Genomic DNA, 20,651 nt, shown 5'->3' on the forward strand with positions numbered 1-20,651 from the left:
TGCGCGACATGAGCTCCACCTCCTCCCAGCGCGCCCCGCAGCCCGAACGCAACCTCGCCCTCGAGCTGGTCCGCGTCACCGAGGCGGCCGCCATGGCCGCCGGGCGGTGGGTGGGTCGCGGCGACAAGAACGACGCCGACGGCGTCGCGGTCGAAGCGATGCGCTACATGATCTCCACCGTCGAGATGCGCGGCACCGTGGTGATCGGCGAGGGCGAGAAGGACAACGCCCCGATGCTCTTCAACGGCGAGGAGGTCGGCGACGGCTCCGGCCCCGAGTGCGACGTCGCCGTCGACCCGATCGACGGCACCACGCTGACCGCCAAGGGCATGAGCAACGCGATCTCTGTGCTGGCGGTCTCGCCCCGCGGCTCGATGTACGACCCGAGCGCGGTGTTCTACATGGACAAGCTCGCCACCGGTCCCGAGGCCGCCGACGTCGTCGACATCCGGCTGCCGGTCAAGGAGAACATCGCCCGCGTCGCCAAGGCCAAGGGCATCTCCATCCACGACGTCACCGTCGTGCTGCTCGACCGGCCGCGCCACGCCAAGCTCGTCGAGGAGATCCGGGAGACGGGCGCGCGCATCAAGTACATCACCGACGGCGACGTCGCCGGCGCGATCATGGCCGCCCGCCCGGACACCGGCGTCGACCTGATGCTCGGCGTCGGCGGCACACCCGAGGGCATCATCGCCGCGTGCGCGATGAAGTGCATCGGCGGCAAGATCCAGGGCCAGCTCTGGCCGCAGGACGACGACGAGCGCCAGCGCGCCCTCGACGCCGGCCACAACCTCGACCGCGACTTCGTCCTCGGCACGGACGACCTGGTCACCGGTGACGACGCGTTCTTCGTGGCCACCGGCATCACCGACGGCGAGCTGATGCGTGGCGTGCGCTACCGCGGCAACGGCGTGACCACGGATTCGCTCGTCATGCGTTCGCGCAGCGGCACGGTCCGCTCGATCACCGCCGAGCACCAGCTCTCGAAGCTACGCAATCTCTCCACGATCGACTTCGACAACTGACGCCGCGGCCGCGGGCCGCAGCGCGGCCGACACCGCGGTGATCACGACCGGGTCGAACGCCATGCCCACGTGGGACGAGCGCACCTCCACCGCGAGCGCGGCCGGGTCGACGCACGCCCGCCAGTCGACGATGCCGTCGCGCCGGGAGAAGATCGCGGTGAACTCCACGCCGTCCGGCAGGGCAGCGCGTGCCTGGTCGAAGCTCTCCTGGGCGCAGGTCCCGGCGACGCAGTCCTCCGTCATCAGGCCGCGCATGCCGGCCCGGTTGAGCCGCACGAGCAGGTCGACACTGCGCGCGAGCGACACGTGGTGCGCGCCCGGTGCGAGCATCGGGCTCCCCATCGTCACGATGCCCGCGACGAGGTCGGGCCGCCTGGCCGCGACGCCGCGGGCCAGCATGCCGCCGAGGCTGTGGCCGACGATCCGCACGCGTGAGCCACGCCGTTGCGCGATCTCCTCGAGCCGCTCCTCGAGCTGCGCGGCGGCCGAGAGCGTGCAGCCCACATTGGCGCGGATGTCCGCCCGGTAGGTGCGGAAGCCCTCGTGGCGCAACGTCCGGCTCATCGGCCCGAGGGAGGCGTCGCCGGCGAGGAAGCCCGGCACGAGCAGCACCGGCTCGCCCATCCGTGGCGGGCGCGAGCCCAGCGGCGTACGACGACGCGCGCCCCGCGAGCCCAGGGCCGAGACCGCGTAGCGACCCGCCTCGGTGATGACCGAGCCCTCGCGCAGCACGGCCACCACGGACGGCTGCGAGAAGCCCTCCGGAGTGAGGAATGCGGCCACTGTGCGCTGGGTCACAATCATCGAACCTAGCCCAGAACCCGCTCCGGACGCGGGATGTGGGGGCCCTTTGCGTTTAATTGGGGACGAGCGTCGTGTTCACTGGCTCCATGCCCGCATCGCGCCCGGACAGCACCCAGCCGCCTCCCGCCTCCGACGAGCTGCGCGCGCCGGTCGGCAACGAGGTGGAGCTCTGCTACCAGACCTTCGGCGACCCCGACGCGGAGCCGCTGCTCCTGGTGATGGGCCTGAGCGGCCCGATGACGTGGTGGGACCAGGCGTTCTGCGAGCAGCTCGCGTCGGCCGGCTTCCACGTGGTGCGCTACGACAACCGCGACACCGGGAAGTCGTCGCGCATCGCTGCTCCGGCCCGCCCCGACCAGCTGGTCAAGGCCTTCGCGACGAGCCGGGCCAACGCGCCCTACACCATGTCGGACCTGGCCGGTGACGCCGTCGCGCTGCTCGACCACCTCGGCCTGGCGTCGGCACACCTGGTGGGGGTGTCGATGGGCGGGATGATCGCGCAGACCGTCGCCGTCGAGCACCCGAGCCGCGCGCGGTCGCTGACGAGCATCAGCTCCACCACGGGTCGGCGGACGGTCGGCTGGCAGCACCCGTCCCTCCTGCCGCGGCTCATCGCGCCACGCAAGGCCGGGCGCGACGCCTACGTCGAGACCAGCCTCGCCATGTGGTCGCTGATCGGCTCGGCCGCCTACCCCTCGGACCCCGACGCCCTGCGCACCCGCGCGGAGGCGACCTTCGACCGTGGCGTGAGCGCCAGCGGGGCGGTGCGCCAGATGCTGGCCATCCTGACCCAGGAGGACCGCACCGCGCGGTTGCGCAGCCTGCGCATCCCGGCGCTCGTCATCCACGGCACGGCCGACAAGATGGTCCACGTCAGCGGCGGCCGCTCGACCGCCGCCGCCATCCCCGGCGCCGAGCTGGTGACCATCGACGGCATGGGTCACGACCTGCCACCCGAGCTCTTCGCCACCTTCGTCGAGGCCATCCGGCGCACCGCCGACCGGGCGTCGTAGCAGCGTCAGCCGAGACGGTGCGCGCCCTGTGACGGCTCGGCCGTGAAGAGGTCGGGCTCGCCGAAGCCACCGTCGGCGAAGGCGCGGCGTACGGCCTCGCCCGCCGCCTCGACCGAACCCGTGGGCACCAGCCCGATCACGCAGCCGCCGAAGCCGCCGCCGGTCATCCGTGCCCCGAGCGCGCCCGCCTCGAGCAGGGCGTCGACGGCCGTGTCCACCTCGGGGACGGTGATCCGGAAGTCGTCGCGCATCGATCGGTGCGACGCGGTGAGCAGCGGGCCGATGTCGGCGAGGCGGCCCGCGTCGAGCAGCCGCACGACGGACAGCACGCGGTCGTCCTCGGTCACCACGTGCCGGACGTAGCGGCGCAGCTCGTCGTCGTCGAGCCGGCCCAGCGCGGCGTCGAGATCGTCGGCCGTCACGTCGCGCAGCGCCGCGACGCGCAGCTGGCGCGCGGCCTCCTCACACCCACGGCGCCGGGCGCCGTACTCGCCGTCGGAGTGCCGGTGGGGCGCGCGGGTGTCGGCGACGAGCACGGTCAGGCCGTCGCCGTCGAGGTCCAGCGGCACCGACCGGGTCTCGTGGCTGCGCATGTCGCAGAACAGCGCGTGCCCCGCCTCGCCGCGCAGGCTGACCAGCTGGTCCATCCCGCCCGTCGGCGCACCCACGGCGTCGTTCTCGACGTCGCGCGTCAACGCGAAGAGGGCGTCGTCGTCGAGCCCGAGACCGAGGTGGTCGTCGACCGCCCGCGCGACCGAGCACACCAGCGCTGCCGACGACGACAGCCCGGCCCCCGACGGCACGTCGGAGTCGACCCGGATCCCGAGCGGGGGCACGTCGACGCCACGGTCGGTGAGCAGCCACAGCGCACCCAGCACGTAGCGCGACCACTCCGGGACGTCCTCGAGGTCGGCACCGGCCAGGCCCGAGCGTCGTACGACGACCGGCTCGCGCTGCTGGGCCGAGCGCACGGTCCAGCCGTCCGAGCCCTCCACACCCGCCGCCGAGACGTCCGACACCGACGCCGTGCACCCCACCTCGAGCGCGAACGGGAGGACGAAGCCGTCGTTGTAGTCGGTGTGCTCACCGACCAGGTTGATCCGCCCCGGGGCACGCCAGACCGTCATCGAACCCCTACTCATGTCATCGCGGGCCGCATACCCGTTGGAATGGGATGCATGTTGCCAAACAGTGCGGGGGACCACTAGACCAGAGGCTCAACTAGACACGAGGAGGGCGCGGATGTCCCGAGCACCGTCGATCCGGCAACGAGGCCGGCCCTGGGGAAGACGGAAGGTGGCTCCGCTGGCAGCGCTCGCTCTCGCGAGCGGCCTCCTCGCCGCCTGCGGAGGCGACAGCGGCCCCCCCGAGCTCACCTGGTACATCAACCCCGACAGTGGCGGGCAGGACGCCGTCGCCGAGAAGTGCTCCACCGACGAGTACACGATCACCACCGAGGTCCTCCCCCAGGACGCCAACCAGCAACGCATCCAGCTCGCGCGCCGACTCGCCGCCGGCGACCCCGAGATCGACATCATGAGCATCGACCCGCCGTTCACGGCGGAGTTCGCGGAGGCGGGCTACCTCGCCGAGATCCCGCAGGACCTGCAGGACACCTTCCGCGAGCAGGCCTTCGAGAGCGCCGCCGAGGCGGCCACGTGGGAGGACCAGCTCGTGGTGGCACCGTTCTGGTCCAACACGCAGGTGCTCTGGTACCGCAAGTCGTTCGTCGAGCAGACCGACCTCGACATGGAGCAGCCGGTCACCTGGGATCAGATCATCCAGGCCGCCGGCCAGAACGACGGCACCGTCGCGGTGCAGGCCAACAAGTACGAGGGCTACTCGGTCTGGATCAACGCCCTCATCTCCGGAGCGGGCGGCGAGATCGCCTCGCAGACCGAACAGGGCGCCGACGCCCAGATCGACATCGACTCCGATGCGGGTCGACAGGCCGCCCAGGTCATCGCCGATCTCGCCTCCTCCGACGCCGCGCCCGCCGACCTCTCGATCGCGCAGGAGGGACAGGCGGCTGCGACCTTCGGCGGCGACCGCGGCGCGTTCATGGTCAACTGGACCTACATCCTCAACGGAGCCGGCTACTCCGACGAGGTCGTCGACGACCTCGGCTGGGCCCGCTATCCCCGCTCGGTCGAGGGCGAGGAGTCCCGGCCGCCCTACGGTGGGATCGGGATCGGCGTGAGCGAGTTCTCCGCGGACAAGGACCTCGCCGTGGGTGCACTGGAGTGCCTCACCAGCCCCGAGAACCAGGCGCTCAACGCCGAGCTCACCGGCAACATGCCGTCCAGCGCGGCCGGCTACGACCAGCCCAACGTGCAGGAGCTGTTCCCCGGCGACCTGCTCGAGCTCTTCCAGCAGAGCCTGGAGTCCGCCGCCCCGCGCACCCCGACGCCCTACTGGAGCGACATCTCCGGCGGCATCCAGAGCACCTGGCATCCGCCGTCGGGCGTCGATGACCAGACCCCGGAGGAAGCCACGCAGTTCATCGAGGACGTCCTCCAGGGAAGGAGACTGCTGTGACCGCGACCCAAGCACCCCCGCAGGAGGGGACCGAACGCCGCGGGACGGCGGTCGAGAGCGACCGGACCAGGGCCGAGAACCGGCTGGGCCAGAAGCTGGTCGCCCCCGCCGTCGTCCTGATGCTGCTGGTGACCGCCTACCCCATGCTGCAGGCGCTCTACCTGTCGCTGTTCCGCTATCGCCTGACCGCGCCGGACGACCGGGAGTTCATCTGGTTCTCCAACTACGCGACCGTGCTGACCGACAGCCTGTTCTGGCAGGACACCTGGAACACGGTCCTGATCATGGTCGTCACGGTAGCCGTCGAGCTGGTCATCGGATTCGCGTTCGCGATGGTGATGCACCGGGTCGTCTTCGCGCGCGGAGCCATCCGAACCTCGATCCTGATCCCCTACGGCATCATCACGGTCGTCTCCGCCTTCGCGTGGCAGTTCGCCTTCAGCCTCAACAACGGCTTCGTGAACAGCTGGGTGCCGTTCGTCGAGGACAACTTCAACTGGTTCGGCGACCACTGGCCCGCGATGTTCGCGATCATGGTCTCGGAGATCTGGAAGACGACGCCGTTCATGGCCCTCCTGCTCCTCGCGGGTCTGTCGCAGGTCTCCGAGGACATGCTCGAGGCGGCCAAGGTCGACGGAGCGACGTGGTGGCAGCGGCTGTGGAAGGTGATCCTCCCCAACATGCGGGCGGCGATCATGGTCGCGGTGCTCTTCCGGGCGCTCGACGCCTACCGCATCTTCGACAACATCTACGTGATGACCCGGGGCGCGCAGGACACCGAGTCCGTGTCGTTCCTGACCTACCGCCAGAGCATCGAGCAGGTGCAGCTCGGCCTCGGCTCGGCGCTGTCCGTGCTGCTGTTCCTGAGCGTCCTGCTGCTGGCGTTCGGGATCGTGAAGGTGTTTCGGGTCGACCTGGCCCAGGCGAGAGGTGAGGGCTGATGAACAACAAGACGAGTGCCGGCACCTGGATCGGGTTCGTGCTGATCCTCCTGTGGTGCCTCCTTCCCGTGGCCTGGATCATCTCGCTGTCCTTCAAGGGACCCGGGGAGACCGGCGCCGGGAGCCCCCAGTTCCTGCCGAGCGAACCGACCTTGCAGAACTACCGCGACATCCTCGGCATCGGGTCGGTCACCCCGGGCCAGGAGGCCACGGCGGGCGACTTCATCGACGCGCTGCGCAACAGCTTCTTCATCTCGTTGATCGCGACGGTGCTGGCGGTCATCTTCGCCACGCTGGCGGCCTACGCCATCGCCCGCCTGGAGTTCAAGGGCAAGAAGCTGGTGCTGACGATGGCCCTCGCCATCGCCATGTTCCCGGTGGTGTCCCTGGTCGGCCCGCTGTTCGACATGTGGCGCACGGTCGGGCTGTTCAACACCTGGCCCGGCCTGATCATCCCCTACATGACCTTCACTCTGCCGCTGGCGATCTGGACCCTGTCCGCCTTCTTCCGCGAGATCCCGTGGGAGATGGAGCAGGCGGCCCAGGTCGACGGAGCGACGTCGTGGCAGGCCTTCCGCAAGGTCATCGTGCCGCTCGCTGCGCCGGGCGTCTTCACAGCGGCCATCCTGACGTTCTTCTTCGCCTGGAACGAGTTCGTCCTGGCGATCTCGTTGACGTCGACCACCGCGTCACGAACCGTGCCGGCCCAGCTGTCGTTCTTCGTCGGTCCCGACCCGTTCAACCCGCCGTACGGCACACTGGCCGCCGCCTCCGTGGTGGTCACGGTCCCGATCATCATCATCGTCCTGCTGTTCCAGCGAAAGATCGTCGCCGGCCTCACCTCCGGCGCAGTGAAGGGGTGAAGCCGCCATGGCTGCCATCGAGATGAAGAACATCGTCAAGCAGTACGGCGACGGCTTCCCCGCCGTCAACGACGTGAGCATCGACGTGGAGGACGGCGAGTTCCTGATCCTCGTCGGCCCGTCGGGCTGCGGGAAGTCGACGCTCCTGCGGATGATCGTGGGACTGGAGGACATCACCGACGGCGACATGGTCATCGGCGGGAAGAAGGTCAACGACCTCGCGCCGCGCGAGCGCAACCTGTCGATGGTCTTCCAGAACTACGCGCTCTACCCCCACCTCAGCGTCTACGAGAACATCGCCTTCCCGCTGCGCCTGGCGGGCAAGCCGGACTCCGAGGTGGACGAGAAGGTGCGCGAGGCGTCGAAGACGCTCGAGCTCGACGAGCACCTCGAGCGCAAGCCCGGCAACCTGTCGGGCGGCCAGCGCCAGCGCGTGGCGATGGGTCGGGCGATCGTGCGTGACGCCGAGGCGTTCCTGTTCGACGAGCCGCTGTCCAACCTCGACGCCAAGCTCCGCGGGCAGATGCGCACCGAGATCTCGCGGCTGCAGAAGCGGCTGGGGATCACCACGGTCTACGTCACGCACGACCAGACCGAGGCGATGACGCTGGGTGACCGGGTCGCCGTGCTCAAGCGTGGCGTACTGCAGCAGCACGCGACGCCGCGCGAGCTCTACGAGAACCCCGCCAACCTGTTCGTCGCCGGGTTCATCGGCTCGCCGCCGATGAACTTCCTCCCCGCCAAGGTCAACGGCAACCAGGTCGAGCTGCCGTTCGGCACGTTGACCATCCCGGAGGACAGGGCGGCCAAGGCGCAGGGCAAGGACCTGCTCATCGCCGGCATCCGGCCCGACCACTTCGAGGACGCCTCGGTCGTCGACAGCGACAAGGTCACCGACGAGGCGACCTTCAAGGCCACCGTCGACGTGGTGGAGTGGCTCGGCAACGAGGCCTACGCCTACATCCCGTTCGAGGCACCCGACGAGGTCCGCAAGCAGCTCGCCCAGCTCGAGAAGGACCTCGACGGCGAGTCCCTGCGCACGCAGCTCGTGGTGTCGCTCGACGGGGCGAGCCGCATCAGCGAGGGTGACGAGGCGACGATCTGGGTGGACGCCCGCAAGATCCACCTGTTCGACCCCAGCACGGGCGACAACCTCACCATCGACAGCGACAACGCCGGCATCATCCCCGGCGGCAACACGATGGCGAAGGCCGAGGAGGTGGGCCGCGAGCAGGACGACGTCCAGCCGGGAGCCGACCAGGCGACCACCTGAGGTCGACCGAGACCAGCGAGGCCCCGGGAACAGTGCTCCCGGGGCCTCGCCGCGTCGGGAAGGGACCGAAAATCAGGCGGGAGCGGCAGGCGACACGTGCAGCCACGCCGAGGCGTAAGGGTCGAGCCGGACCGCGCCGTCGTGGAGCTCCGGCCCGGCGCCGGTCAGGGCGTCCACCAGGTCGTCGGTGTGCAGGCCGAGCCAGTGCAGGACGTCAACGGACACCCAGGCCTCCCGGTCGGTGACGTTGGCCGCGGCGAGCAACGGGCCGTCGGGGTGCCGCCGGACGACCAGCAGCACGCCCGGGTCTCTGGGGTCCCAGATCTCGGTGGGCGAGGCCGCATGCAGGTGCGGCAGCGAGCGTCGTACGTCGACGAGGTGCCGCAGGCCGGAGGTGATGCCGTGCGGATCGGGGTCGGCCGCCACGGCTGCCCATGGCATGCGCGGGCGGTGCACCCACCGGTTGTCGGCGGCGTGGTCGGGGTCGTCGGCCCACCCGCGGTCGTTGAGCAGCCCGACCTCGTCACCCATCCAGATCACCGGCAGCCCGCCGAAGGACAGGATGATCGCGTGCGCGAGCAGGATGCGCGCGGCGGCGTGCGGGTCGCCCGCCTCGAGACCGGCGAGCGAGGCCAGCGACCCGGAGATGCGGCGGTCGCCGGTCTGCTCGTTGTGCTGGAAGACCAGCCCCCGCGCCCACGAGCCGGGGAATGACCCGGAGTACCAGTCCGACAGGAAGCGCCGGTGGGCGACGGGGTCGAGGCCGACCGCTCGGGCGTCCTCGTCGGAGATCGCCCACCCGATGTCGTCGTGGCAGCGCACGTAGGTGATCCAGGCCGTCGTCGACGGCGGCTGCGGCAGCTGCTGGAGGGCGTACGTCGCCAGGCGCGCGTCGCGCGAGGCGAGCATCGACCAGACCTGCACCATGAGGCCGTTGTGGTAGGCGAGGTCGCTGACCTTGCCGGCGTGCTCCCCCACGCCGAGGTAGGCCGGCAGGTCGGCGGGGCCGACGATCGCCTCGGCCTTGAAGAGCACGGCGGGCGCGGCGATGCGGGCCACGGTGCGCAGCGCGCGGGTGAGGTGGTGCACCTCTGGCTGGTTCTGGCAGTCGGTACCGAGCCGCTTCCAGATGAAGGCGATCGCGTCGAGGCGGAACACCTCCACGCCGAGGTTGGCCAACGACAGGATGATGTCGGCGAACTCGCGCAGGACGGCGGGGTTGGACCAGGCCAGGTCCCACTGGTAGTCGTTGAAGGTCGTCCAGACCCAGCCCGCCAGCTCGTCGTCCCAGGTGAAGCTGCCGGGCGCGAAGTCGGGGAAGACCTCCGGCAGCATCGCCTCGTAGGCGTCCGGCACCTCGCGGTCCGGGTGGACGTGGAAGTACGCCCGCTTGTCCGGGTCGCCCGCCCGCGCGGCGACCGCCCACTCGTGCTCACGCGCGACGTGGTTGAGGACGAGGTCGAGGCACAGGCTGATGCCCTCGCCGCGCAGCGTGGTCGCGAGGTCGCGCAGGTCGTCGAGCGTGCCGAGGTCGGCGCGCACGGAGCGGTAGTCCATGACCGCGTAGCCGCCGTCGTTGGGCGCCGGCCGCGGCGTGAGGAGCGGCATCAGGTGGAGGTAGGCGACTCCCAGCCCGCCCAGGTGCGCGACCCGTTCGCCCACCCCCTGCAGGGTGCCGGCGAACCGGTCGGCGTAGGCGGCGTAGCCGATCATCGACGACCGCTGGAACCAGTCAGGCTCGCGCAGCCGCTGCTCGTCGAGCGCCCGCAGCTCGGCGGGACGGGCCGCGTGAGCAGCCCTGGCGACCTCGACCAGGGACCGGGTCACCTCGGGCGCGGCGTCGGCGCCGTAGACCCGCGACACCGTGTCGAGGAGGTCGGGCTCGAGTGCGGCCAGCCGCTCCTCGAAGTCGTTGTCCACGCGCACAGTATGGCGAAGTGCGGCGACCTGCGCCGCCACCTCGTCGTGGACGGCTGAGCCCCCGGGAGCGAGGGGCTCCCGGGGGCTCAGGCTGTCACGATTGCGTCAGGCTGCCGTCAGTCGGAGAGGCGCTCGCCCGACTCGGTGTCGAACACGTGCACGTGCTCGGGGTCGGTGGTGACGTGGAGCGTCTCACCCTTCTGCGGGTGGTGGCGGCCGGAGATGCGGACGATCACGTTGGACGGCACGCCCTCGACGTCGCAGGTGCCGTAGACGTAGCTGTCGGCACCGAGCTCCTCGACGACGGTGACCTTGACGGGCAGGCCACCCTCCTCGGCCGTGACGAGGCGCCAGTTCTCCGGGCGGACGCCGACCGTGACCTTGCCGGACATCTTCTTCTCCGCGGTCGGGTCGACCGGCACGTTGTAGCCGCCGACCTTCACCGTGCCGTCCTCGGCCGCGACACCTTCGAGGAGGTTCATCTGCGGGGAGCCGATGAAGCCGGCGACGAACAGGTTGGCGGGCTTGTCGTAGAGCTTGAGCGGGGTGTCGACCTGCTGGAGCACGCCGAGCTTCATCACCGCGACCCGGTCGCCCATCGTCATGGCCTCGACCTGGTCGTGGGTGACGTAGACCGTGGTGACGCCGAGGTCCTGCTGCAGGCGCGCGATGTCGGTGCGGGTCGCCACGCGCATCTTCGCGTCGAGGTTGGAGAGCGGCTCGTCCATGCAGAAGACCTGCGGTGCGCGGACGATGGCGCGGCCCATGGCCACGCGCTGGCGCTGACCACCGGAGAGCGCCTTCGGCTTGCGCTCGAGGTACTCGGTCAGCTGGAGGATCTCGGCGGCCTTGGCCACCCGCTCCTTGCGCTCGGCCGCGGGGACCTTGGCCATCTTGAGCGAGAACGCCATGTTCTCCTCGACGGACATGTGTGGGTAGAGCGCGTAGTTCTGGAAGACCATCGCGATGTCGCGGTCCTTGGGCGGGACGTTGGTGACGTCGCGGTCACCGATGTAGATCTTCCCGTCGTTGACCTCCTCCAGGCCGGCGAGCATCCGCAGGGTGGTGGACTTGCCGCAGCCCGAGGGCCCGACGAGCACCATGAACTCGCCGTCCTTGATCTCCAGGTCGATGCCGGGCACGGCCGGCTCGTCGGCGCCGGGATACCACCGCTGCGCCTTCTCGAACGTCACTGATGCCATGTTGTGCTCCTTCACCGGCAGGTACGTGCCGGACGATCCGTAGTGAAGTGCCGTGACTGGCGTCACAGTCCGGACTCACAGTAGGGCCCCGTGAGGGGTGGAGCAACGGCAGGCGACTCACAGCGGCGGGAACTCACACCGGACGTACCGACCCACCCGGCCTCACGCGCATCGGCACCGGATCGGTGCCCCCGTGGTCGCCGGCGTCGAGCAGCCGGCGTACGGCGAGCGCGCCGAGCTCGGTGAACGGCAGCTCGACCGACGTCAGCACGGGACGCAGCCAGCCGGCCAGCGCCGATCCGTCGAAGGAGACCACGCTGACGTCGTCAGGCACGCGCAGGCCGGACTCCGCGAGCGCCTGGTAGACGCCCATCGCGAGGCGGTCGTTCATGCAGACCAGCCCGTCGGCGCGACCGCCGGCGGCGAGCCAGTGGCGGGTCGCCTCGAACCCCTCGGTCACCGACCAGTCGCAACGCACCAGGCCGGCCACGTCGAGCCCGTGGGTGGCCAGCTCGGCGCGGATCCCGGCCATCCGGCGCGGCCCGGCCGTCGCCTCCGGCACCGGGTCCTCGCCCACCACCCACACCTCCCGGGCGCCGGCGGCCAGCAGCGTGGCCACGGCGGCACGACCCCCGCCCTCGTCGTCGGGCACCACCGACGGGAGCTGCTCGTGGGGGTCCTCGCAGTTGAGCAGGACCGACCGCACGCCCCGAAGTCCCTCGGGCAGGTGGACGGTGCGGGCCGTGCGGGTGGCGTACACCACGCCGTCCACGTCGCGCTCGAGCATCTCCTCGATCAGCAGCCGCTCCAGCTCGGGGTCACCCCCGCTCTCCCCCATCACCACGAGGTGGTCGAGCTCGCGCGCGGCCAGGCTCGCCCCGGTCAGCATGCTGCTGCCGTACTGCTCGCCGGCGATCTGGTCGGACACGAGCCCGATCGTCGCCGTGCGCCGGGTGCGGAGGCTGCGGGCGCTGCGGTTGGGCCGGTAGCCCAGCTCGGCGACGGCCGCCCGCACCTTGGCCACGGTGGCCGGCGCGATCCGCATCTCGTCGGCGCGACCGTTGAGGATGTAGGAGGCGGTGGTGGTCGACACGCCTGCCTCCGCAGCCACGTCCGCGAGCATCACGCGCCGTCGTGTCCTCACCGCTCCACTCCTCGTGTCGAACCAGCCTCGTCGCGGACCGGCCGGTCGCGCGCCAGAGCATGCCGCAGCACCCCTGCGCCGGTGGCGGGAACGTGTCCAAACCGTTGCTTGACACCGGTCCCGTCGGGCGCACATGATGCGGCTGATTCGATTCAGCAGTGGTACACGTCACACTACGACACAGAGGCTGAGCGGGACAGACCCCGCCACCCGAGGAGGCACCCTCATGCGACTGACTGCGACACGGCGCCGGGCTGCGTTCGCCGCGACGGCGGCGGCACTGGCCCTGACCACGACCGGCTGCCTCGGCAGCAGCGACGACGGAGGGGGCGGGGGTGAGAGCGGCGGGGACGACGGCGAGGTCGAGATCCTCGCCACGACCGACCCGCTCGTCTTCGACGGGCTCAAGGCCAAGGTCGAGGAGGAGGCCGAGGCCGCGGGCATCAACGTCAACATGCAGCGCGTCGACAACATCAACCAGCTGATCCTCACCCGCATCCAGGCCGGCGACCCGCCGGACATCGCGGTCATCCCGCAGCCCGGCGTGATCAAGCAGATCGTCGACCGCGGCGAGGGCGTCGAGCTGACCGACGACATCGTCCCTTCCGACCTGATCGCCGACATGACGCCCGGAACGCTGGAGGCCGGCCAGATCGACGGCACGCAGTACGGCCTCATGATCAGCATGAACGTCAAGAGCCTGGTCTTCTACAACAAGCAGGCCTGGGAGGAGGCGGGCTACGAGGCTCCCGAGACCCTCGACGACCTGGCCGCGCTCACCGAGCAGATCAAGAGCGACGGCGGCACCCCCTGGTGCTTCGGCATCGAGTCCGGCACCGCCACCGGCTGGCCGGCGACCGACTGGTTCGAGGACCTGATCATGCGCTACGGCGGCGCCGATGTGTACAACGAGTGGATCGCGAACGAGGTCAAGTTCGACTCCGACGTGGTGCGCCAGGCGGCCGACTTCCTCGAGACCAACGTGCTCGCCGAGGGCAGCGTCCCGGGCGGACGCGACTCGATCGCCAGCGTGGCCTTCGGTGACGCCGAGGACACCATGTGGGACGACGAGCCGGGCTGCTGGATGTTCAAGCAGGGCAACTTCGTCGTCTCCGCCGACTTCATGCCGCAGGACGTCGTCGACAACGTCGACGAGCGGATCGGCGTCTTCGGGTTCCCGCCGGCCGAGGCGGGCGGCGAGAACCCGGTCATGGGTGGCGGCGACCTGGCCACGCTGCTCGAGGACAACGAGGACTCCCGCGCGATGATGGAGATCCTGGCCAACGTGGACCTCGGCACCACGGCGGCACCCGACAGCTCCTTCATCTCGCCGCACACGGAGTTCGACACCTCGCTCTACCCGAGCGACCTCACCCGGCAGATCGCCGACGTGGCCTACCAGGCCGACCCCTTCCTCTTCGACGGGTCGGACCAGATGCCCGGCGAGGTCGGTGCCGGCAGCTTCTGGAAGGAGATGACGGCGTGGATCAGCGACCAGCAGGACCTCGACACCACGCTGACCAACATCGACGACAGCTGGCCCTCCAGCTGAGCGACGCCCGCAGGGACGGGGCCGGCTGCCGCACCGCGCGGCCGTCCCCGTCCCCGCAGCCCTTCACCCCACGTCACGTGCCCCCGCAGGAGCGAGACACATGGTCCTGAAGATCCTCAACACCCTGATCACCGTCGGCGTGGGCGTCGCCGCCGCGGTCGTCCTCTACTGGCTCCTCAACAAGATCGCGGAGCTGCTGCCCGGTCCGTGGGAGGACCGGATCAAGCCCTACCTCTACATCCTCCCCGCCTACGCCGCCCTGGTGTTCTACCTCGTCTACCCCGCCGTCCAGACGGTCGTCTTCAGCTTCGCGAACGCCCAGAGCACCGAGTGGGTCGGCTGGGACAACTACACCAGTCTCCTGCAGAGCGAGAGCTTCCAGGACACGCTGTTCAACACCCTGCTCTGGATGATCGTCGTCCCCGTGGTCGTGGTGGCGCTGGGCCTGGCGATGGCGGTCCTCGCCGACCGGCTCAACCCGAGGTGGGAGCGCACGTCCAAGACCATCATCTTCCTGCCCATGGCGATCAGCGCCGTCGGCGCCGGAGTGGTGTGGGGCCTGGTCTACAACTACCGCCCGGAGGGGCGCGAGCAGATCGGCCTGCAGAACGCCATCGTCACCGCGCTCGGGTTCGACCCGGTGGCGTGGCTGCAGGTCAGCGAGTTCCACGTCAACAGCTTCTTCCTGATGATCATGCTGATGTGGGCCCAGGTCGGCTTCGCGATGGTGCTGCTGTCGGCCGCCGTCAAGGGCGTGCCGGAGGACACGCTCGAGGCGGCCCGGATCGACGGTGCCAACGAGCGGGCCATCTTCTTCCGGGTCGTCGTGCCGCAGATCTGGGGGACGGTGCTGACCGTCTACGTCACGACCCTCATCGGCGTGATGAAGATCTTCGACATCGTCTACGTGATGACCAATGGCGGCTTCAACACCAACGTCGTCGGCAACGAGTTCTTCAACCAGCTCTTCAGCAACTTCAACAACGGAGCAGCCGCGGCGATCGTCGTGATGCTCATGCTGGCGACGATCCCGATCATGATCTACCAGGTGCGCAACTTCCGTCGTGAGGAGTCGTTGGCATGACCCAGACACAGACCACGATGGCGGCGGCCACGCCGACCGAGAAGACGCGCCGCAAAGCCTCCCGGGAGGGACAGCCGCAGAAGGCCGGATGGTTCGCCCGGACCGTCGTCTTCATCCTGTGCTTCCTGTGGATCGTGCCGGTGGTGGGGCTCTTCCTGACCTCCTTCCGACCGCGCGACGACGCCCAGTCCACGGGCTGGTGGACGATGTTCTGGACCCCTTCGGCCTGGAGCCGGCTCAGCCTCGACAACTACGTCACCGCCTGGAACGACGCCTCGCTCGGCCAGGCGTTCGTCAACAGCCTGGCGATCGCCCTGCCGGCCACCTTCATCCCGGTGCTCGTCGCCGCGTTCGCCGCCTACGCGTTCACCTTCATGGAGTTCCCGGGCCGCAACTTCCTGTTCCTGGCCGTGGTGAGCCTGCTGGTCGTGCCGAACTACATCGCGTTCGTGCCGATCCTGCGCATCTACAGCGACCTGGAGATCGCCGGAACGTTCCCCGCGGTGTGGCTGGCGCACATCGGCTTCGGCATGTCGCTGGCGATCTACATCCTGCGCAACTACATGGCGACCCTGCCCAGGAGCCTGATCGAGTCGGCGAAGATCGACGGGGCGAGCCACTTCCAGACGTTCTTCCGCCTGGTGCTCCCCATGTCTGTGCCGGCGCTCGCGGCCTTCGCCATCTTCCAGTTCCTCTGGGTGTGGAACGACCTCCTGGTGGCGCTCATCTTCGTGGGCCCGGGCGACAACGCGCCGATCACGGTCGCCCTGCGCAACAACCTGATGGGCCAGGCGGGCGCGGGTCAGAACCTCGTCACGGCCGGCGGCTTCCTCTCGATGATCCTGCCGATCGCGGTCTTCCTGATGATGCAGCGCTACTTCGTCCGTGGCCTCACTGCGGGCGCGGTCAAGGGCTGAGCAGCCACCGTCGTCGCCCGGCATCGCGCCGGGCGACGACGGTGGCGTCGGGCGTCGGTGGCGTCGCGACGCTCAGTACGTGCCGAGGTACTTCTTCGGCGTGCCCGGCGCGGGTTGTCGCTGCACCGTGACCGAGCCCATGAGGGCCATGCCGCGGATCCGGACGACCGGTGAGCCGGGGCCGACCTCGGCGGGGACCTTGTCCTTGGCCTGGTTGAACTCGCCCATGATCGGGGTGCCGTCCATGACGACGTGCATGTCGGCCGGGACGATCACCTTGACCTCACCCATGATCGCGCTGGCGTTGACGAGCGTCTCGTGGGCCGAGAGCTGTGCCTGGCGCAGGTCGATCAGCACCGAGCCCATCATCGCGAACGCGCTGTGGTGCTCGGGCACCGACCAGACTCCCTGGCGCTTGCACTCGCTCATGATCGCGACGGACGAGTTGTGCCCGACGGCCGGTGCCGACGACGGCGTACGCCGCACGGGCGAGGCGGCCGGTGGCGCGACCGGGCCGGCGGCCTGCAGGTCGAGCGTGATCGGCACGAGCTCGCCGTAGGTCTTGGCCTGCCACGTCAGCTCGAGGCGCTCCTCGAGCTCGTCGAGGTCGATGCGGCCCTCCCCCGCGGCGTCGCGCAGCACGTCGGCGACGCGCTGGCGGTCGGCGTCGGAGATGCGCATCTGCGACGGGTCGTGCGGGCGGTTCTCGATCTCCCCCATGGCTCCAGCCTAGCGAGCAGCAGAGGTCCCGACCCGTGACGGGCGTCAGGGACCGCGCCACGCGAGGCGTCACCCGGTTGCGGGAAATGCATGGACAAAGCCGACCCGGCGGTCGGACGCTGGAGGACGATGTCTCGGGCCCTGCACCAGCGGCTGCCGGAGGTGAGATGGGCGCACTACCGAGCCCGGACCTGCCGCCGGGCGCGCACCAGGACCTGGCCCGGGCCCTGCACGAGCTGCACCACCGGGCCGGCTGGCCCAGCCTGCGGGCGCTGGCCCGCCGCACCGGGGTCTCCCACACCACGGTCTCCAAGGTGCTCTCCAGCAGCGTCCTGCCGCCGTGGGGCACGGTGGAGCTCCTCGTGGAGGCGATGGGTGGCGACCGGTCGCGGTTCCATGCCCTGTGGCTCGCCGCGTCGTCGACGGACGACGAAGCGCCTCCTCCCCCGCCTCCCGGGATCGCCGGTCGGCGCGCCGAGCTCGCCGTCGTACGCCACCACCTGGACGGGGACGGCGGCCTCCTGGTGGTGACCGGTGAGGCCGGCATCGGCAAGTCCACGCTCGTGGACGCAGCCGCTGCCCTCGCGGACGGCCACGTGGCGGTCGGGCGCTGCCTGCCGTTCGCCACCGAGGTCCCGCTGATGCCGATCGTGGAGCTGGTGCGGTCGATCCACGACTCGGACGGCGGCCGGTGGATCGACGAGGCCCTGTCCGGCTGTCCCGGCTACGCGCGCGACGCACTCGCGCGGCTGCTGCCGGAGCTCGGCGGCGACGCAGTCACCACCGAGGACCTGGACTTCGCCCAGCAGCACCTGTACGCCGCCGTCGCGGCGGTGCTCGCCCGGCTGGCGGCGCTGCGTCCCCTCGCGCTGGTGGTCGAGGACCTGCACGTGTCTGACGCCACGACCCTCGACCTCCTGGAGTACGTCCTCTCGCGCGACCCCCACGTGCCGGTCGCGGTGACGTGGCGCGTGGACGACCCGAAGGTCCCCCGGTGGCGCGGCGAGTGGTTGGCCCGCATGCAGGCCCTCCCCGGGACCCGGACCGTCCCCCTGGGCCCGCTGACCCTGGAGGAGACACGGGACCAGCTCCGCCTGGCCGGGTGGCTCGGCGGCGCCCCGGACCGGGTCCAGCGGATCCACCGCAGGTCGCGTGGACATCCGCTCTTCACCGCACACCTCGCCATCCAGGGCGACGACCCCACCCTCCCGCCGCTCCTGGCCGACCTCCTCGACCGGCGCCTCGGCGACCTCTCGCCGGACCAGGACCGGGTCGCCACCGCACTCGGGGTGGCCGACGGTCCGGTCGACGTCGAGCTGCTGGCGGACGCGACCAACCTCGACGAGGACGCCGTCCTGGTGGCGCTCCGGCAGCTGGCGGCGCGGCACCTGGTGAGCGTGGGTCCCACCGACAAGGTCCGGTTGGCGCACCCCCTGCTCGCCGAGGCTGCTCGTCGCCGACTGCTCCCGGGCGAGGTACGGCGACTGCACCGCACGTTCGCGGAGCTTCTCGGGCGCGGTGGCGGGGCGGACCCGGCCGTGGTCGCCGAGCACTGGCGGCTCTCGGGCGGGACGTCGGAGGAGGCCCGGTGGCGAGCCGCCGCCGCCCGTCAGGCGCGACGCCGCACCGACCCGCGTTCGGAGGCGGACCACTGGCTGCGCATCCTCGACCTGGGTCGCCAGCACGTCGTGGCACCCGAAGGCCTGGTCACCGCCTGGTTGTCCGCCTTCGACGCGCTGCAGCTCTCGGGCCGCCTGGAGGCCTGCGCGGCGCTGGTCGACGACGCGCAGCCGGACGTCGACGCGCTCCCCGACGAGCAGGCCGCCAAGGTGATCCGCCGCGCGGCGCACGTTGCCTGGCTGGTCGGGGACGACCCGGAGGCCTCCCTCGAGCTGACCGACCGCGCTCTCGCGCGTCTGGCCGGGCACCCCGTCGGCGCCGGCCTGGTCCACGTCCTCGACCAGCGCGCCAACGCCCTGATGGACCTGGCCCGCTACGACGAGGCGACACGCGACCTGCAGCGCGCGCTCGATGTCAGCACCGAGCTCGACGACGACGCGCTCTACTTCCAGACCGCTGCCACCCTGGGCTGGCACGTGGGTCACCTCGGCGACCTCGCTGCGGCCCTCGACCTCTTCCGCCGGGCGCGGAGCCGGGTGCGCGGCACGGCCGGGCCGTGGCGCGAGGCAGACCTCGCGATGATGCAGACCGACGTGCTCCTGCAGCACCACCGCCCGCCCCACGAGGTCGAGGAGGCCGCCCGGCGGGTGCTGGACCTCGCGCGCGAGTGGCAGCTCGACTTCCACCTGCTCACGCTGGTGAAGGCGAACGTCGTGGAGGCGTACCTCGACGCCGGCCGGGCGAGCGACGCCGCTGCCCGCCTCGTCGACGTGCCCCGGTCGCAGAGCTACGACGACTGGCCGGGGCAGTGGGTCTCGGCACGACTCGACATCGTCCAAGGGCGGACCGAGGACGCGATCCGGACCATGCGCGGACTGGTCAAGGTCGGCGGCAGCCCGCGCAACCGGCTGAACCGGGCCGTGTGGGAGGCGACCGCCCTGCTGTGGCAGGAGGAGCCCGAGCAGGCGTGGGCGGTCCTGCACGAACCGCTCGAGGCGTTCCTCGACTCTCCCGGGATCGTCGACTACTGGCTCGCCTTCCTGGTGCTCGCCCGTGCCGTGGCCGACATGCGCACGCCCGAGGGCCTGCCGGCGGCGCCCGCGCCGGCACTCGAGTCGCTCGAGGTGCTCGAGGTGCTCGAGGACCTCCGTCGGCGGGCCCGTCTCGACCCGCTGGACCCGCAGCGGTCGTCAGCCGGGGTCGCAGCCGGCGCGACCTGGGACGTCGAGCTCCAGCGGGCCCGCGGCGCCGACACCGTGGACCAGTGGTCGCGCGCCGCGACCGCCTGGGGCCACCTCGGTCGACCACACGCGGCGGCCTACTGCCGCTGGCGTGCCGCCCAGGTCGCGCTCCGCGAAGGTCGGGGCGTCGTCGCCGCGCGGTTGCTGCGGCGCGCTGCGAACGATGCCCGCGAGCACGTCCCGCTGTCCCGGGTGATCGCCGAGACGTCCCCGTGAGGACGAGGACGGATCCCTGCCCCGGAGGGCAGGGATCCATCGGGCGGACTCGGCCAAGGGACGAGGCCGGGCGCCCCCCGACGGCACCCGGCCCTTCCCGCCTCACAGACCGTTGTCCCCGAAGTCCAACCTGGCGAGGTTCCGTTCCTCGGGCGGGTCGGCCTGGTGCTTCTTCGCCGCACGCTTGCCGTACTCGTCGTCGAACTGGTAGCGGTTGCCCGAGGTGTGGTCGGGCACGGGGGCCTTGTCCGTCTTCTTCTCGACCTTGTCGCGGCTGATGTCCTGCGCCGGCGGGTCGAGGTCGGCGCCGCAGGCCGCGAGGCCCGGCAGGACGACGGCTGCCACGGCGCAGGCAGCGAGCCGGCGGCGGATGGCGTGCGAGTTCTCGTTCATGGTGTGTCCCTTCGTGGTCCGGTCCTGGGTGGACCGGGGTCGTTCCTCCACGGTGGGACCGCTGGGCGTGCGGTTGACACGGGTTGACGAACGCTGACACCGCGTCCGCCGCCGGTCTGGACCGGCTGCCCGGGACGCATCTGGACAACCCCGCTCCCCCGGGTCGATCCTGAGGGGGACCCTGG

The 20,651-nt window shown here is 70.8% G+C and carries 17 protein-coding genes; 10 read left to right on the forward strand and 7 right to left on the reverse strand.

The window, feature by feature from the left end; all coding sequences use genetic code 11:
• The first annotated feature begins 8 nt into the window (after positions 1 to 8).
• On the forward strand, positions 9 to 1,025 hold the full coding sequence (gene glpX, locus HOO61_RS21995) for a class II fructose-bisphosphatase (protein WP_216659174.1): 1,017 nt from the start codon (positions 9 to 11) through the stop codon (positions 1,023 to 1,025).
• Here the strand turns inward: glpX and HOO61_RS22000 are convergent.
• Positions 990 to 1,823: an alpha/beta fold hydrolase gene (locus tag HOO61_RS22000; protein ID WP_172261884.1), complete on the reverse strand. Its 834-nt coding sequence runs from the start codon at positions 1,821 to 1,823 to the stop codon at positions 990 to 992. The two genes, glpX and HOO61_RS22000, sit on opposite strands and share 36 nt — an antisense overlap.
• Before the next feature lie 92 nt (positions 1,824 to 1,915).
• On the opposite strand from HOO61_RS22000, the gene HOO61_RS22005 reads away from it, so the two are divergent.
• Positions 1,916 to 2,842: an alpha/beta fold hydrolase gene (locus HOO61_RS22005; RefSeq protein WP_172261886.1), complete on the forward strand. Its 927-nt coding sequence runs from the start codon at positions 1,916 to 1,918 to the stop codon at positions 2,840 to 2,842.
• 5 nt (positions 2,843 to 2,847) lie between these two features.
• Here HOO61_RS22005 and galK read toward each other — a convergent pair whose 3' ends face one another.
• Positions 2,848 to 3,969: a galactokinase gene (gene galK / locus HOO61_RS22010; RefSeq protein ID WP_253942654.1), complete on the reverse strand. Its 1,122-nt coding sequence runs from the start codon at positions 3,967 to 3,969 to the stop codon at positions 2,848 to 2,850.
• Between the two features lie 169 nt (positions 3,970 to 4,138).
• Between galK and HOO61_RS22015 the strand changes: the two genes are divergently transcribed.
• The 4 genes from HOO61_RS22015 to HOO61_RS22030 are packed head-to-tail and all read left to right on the forward strand — an operon-like array spanning position 4,139 to position 8,457.
• Positions 4,139 to 5,380 carry an extracellular solute-binding protein gene (locus tag HOO61_RS22015; RefSeq protein ID WP_216659175.1) on the forward strand — a complete coding sequence of 414 codons (1,242 nt, stop codon included), beginning with the start codon at positions 4,139 to 4,141 and terminating at the stop codon, positions 5,378 to 5,380.
• Positions 5,377 to 6,321 (forward strand): carbohydrate ABC transporter permease, encoded by a 945-nt coding sequence (locus HOO61_RS22020; RefSeq protein WP_172261892.1) that lies wholly within the window; start codon positions 5,377 to 5,379, stop codon positions 6,319 to 6,321. Before HOO61_RS22015 ends, HOO61_RS22020 begins: the two co-directional genes overlap by 4 nt.
• Positions 6,321 to 7,184, forward strand: coding sequence for a carbohydrate ABC transporter permease (locus tag HOO61_RS22025; protein WP_172261894.1), 864 nt, complete (start codon positions 6,321 to 6,323; stop codon positions 7,182 to 7,184). Before HOO61_RS22020 ends, HOO61_RS22025 begins: the two co-directional genes overlap by 1 nt.
• 7 nt (positions 7,185 to 7,191) lie before the next feature.
• Entirely contained in the window at positions 7,192 to 8,457 is a 1,266-nt protein-coding gene (locus HOO61_RS22030) for an ABC transporter ATP-binding protein (RefSeq protein ID WP_172261896.1), read from the forward strand.
• A 72-nt stretch (positions 8,458 to 8,529) separates the two neighbouring features.
• On the opposite strand, the gene HOO61_RS22035 is transcribed toward HOO61_RS22030, so the two are convergent.
• The 3 genes from HOO61_RS22035 to HOO61_RS22045 form a co-directional block, all read right to left on the reverse strand.
• The gene (locus HOO61_RS22035) at positions 8,530 to 10,377 is read right to left on the reverse strand and encodes an alpha-amylase family protein (RefSeq protein ID WP_367650277.1); all 1,848 of its coding nucleotides are present in this window, start codon (positions 10,375 to 10,377) and stop codon (positions 8,530 to 8,532) included.
• Positions 10,378 to 10,493: 116 nt separating this feature from the next.
• Positions 10,494 to 11,579: an ABC transporter ATP-binding protein gene (locus HOO61_RS22040; RefSeq protein WP_172261900.1), complete on the reverse strand. Its 1,086-nt coding sequence runs from the start codon at positions 11,577 to 11,579 to the stop codon at positions 10,494 to 10,496.
• Positions 11,580 to 11,712: 133 nt separating this feature from the next.
• On the reverse strand, positions 11,713 to 12,723 hold the full coding sequence (locus tag HOO61_RS22045) for a LacI family DNA-binding transcriptional regulator (RefSeq protein WP_172261902.1): 1,011 nt from the start codon (positions 12,721 to 12,723) through the stop codon (positions 11,713 to 11,715).
• 226 nt (positions 12,724 to 12,949) lie between these two features.
• On the opposite strand from HOO61_RS22045, the gene HOO61_RS22050 reads away from it, so the two are divergent.
• The 3 genes from HOO61_RS22050 to HOO61_RS22060 all read left to right on the forward strand — a co-directional run bounded on the left by HOO61_RS22050 (position 12,950) and on the right by HOO61_RS22060 (position 16,276).
• Positions 12,950 to 14,275 carry an ABC transporter substrate-binding protein gene (locus HOO61_RS22050; protein ID WP_172261905.1) on the forward strand — a complete coding sequence of 442 codons (1,326 nt, stop codon included), beginning with the start codon at positions 12,950 to 12,952 and terminating at the stop codon, positions 14,273 to 14,275.
• 100 nt (positions 14,276 to 14,375) lie between these two features.
• Positions 14,376 to 15,359: a carbohydrate ABC transporter permease gene (locus HOO61_RS22055; RefSeq protein ID WP_172261907.1), complete on the forward strand. Its 984-nt coding sequence runs from the start codon at positions 14,376 to 14,378 to the stop codon at positions 15,357 to 15,359.
• Complete coding sequence (locus tag HOO61_RS22060; protein ID WP_253942655.1) at positions 15,356 to 16,276, forward strand: carbohydrate ABC transporter permease; 921 nt, start codon at positions 15,356 to 15,358, stop codon at positions 16,274 to 16,276. Before HOO61_RS22055 ends, HOO61_RS22060 begins: the two co-directional genes overlap by 4 nt.
• 72 nt (positions 16,277 to 16,348) lie before the next feature.
• Here the strand turns inward: HOO61_RS22060 and HOO61_RS22065 are convergent, their stop codons facing one another.
• Complete coding sequence (locus HOO61_RS22065) at positions 16,349 to 16,996, reverse strand: DUF1707 domain-containing protein (protein ID WP_172261909.1); 648 nt, start codon at positions 16,994 to 16,996, stop codon at positions 16,349 to 16,351.
• A 167-nt stretch (positions 16,997 to 17,163) separates the two neighbouring features.
• Between HOO61_RS22065 and HOO61_RS22070 the strand changes: the two genes are divergently transcribed.
• Positions 17,164 to 20,073, forward strand: a complete 2,910-nt coding sequence (locus HOO61_RS22070) for an AAA family ATPase (protein WP_172261911.1) — start codon at positions 17,164 to 17,166, stop codon at positions 20,071 to 20,073.
• 102 nt (positions 20,074 to 20,175) lie between these two features.
• On the opposite strand, the gene HOO61_RS22075 is transcribed toward HOO61_RS22070, so the two are convergent.
• Positions 20,176 to 20,466 (reverse strand): hypothetical protein, encoded by a 291-nt coding sequence (locus HOO61_RS22075; RefSeq protein WP_172261913.1) that lies wholly within the window; start codon positions 20,464 to 20,466, stop codon positions 20,176 to 20,178.
• Positions 20,467 to 20,651 lie beyond the last annotated feature (185 nt).

The sequence above is a fragment of the Nocardioides sp. zg-1230 genome (genome assembly GCF_013155335.1).
Classification (GTDB): Bacteria; Actinomycetota; Actinomycetes; order Propionibacteriales; family Nocardioidaceae; genus Nocardioides.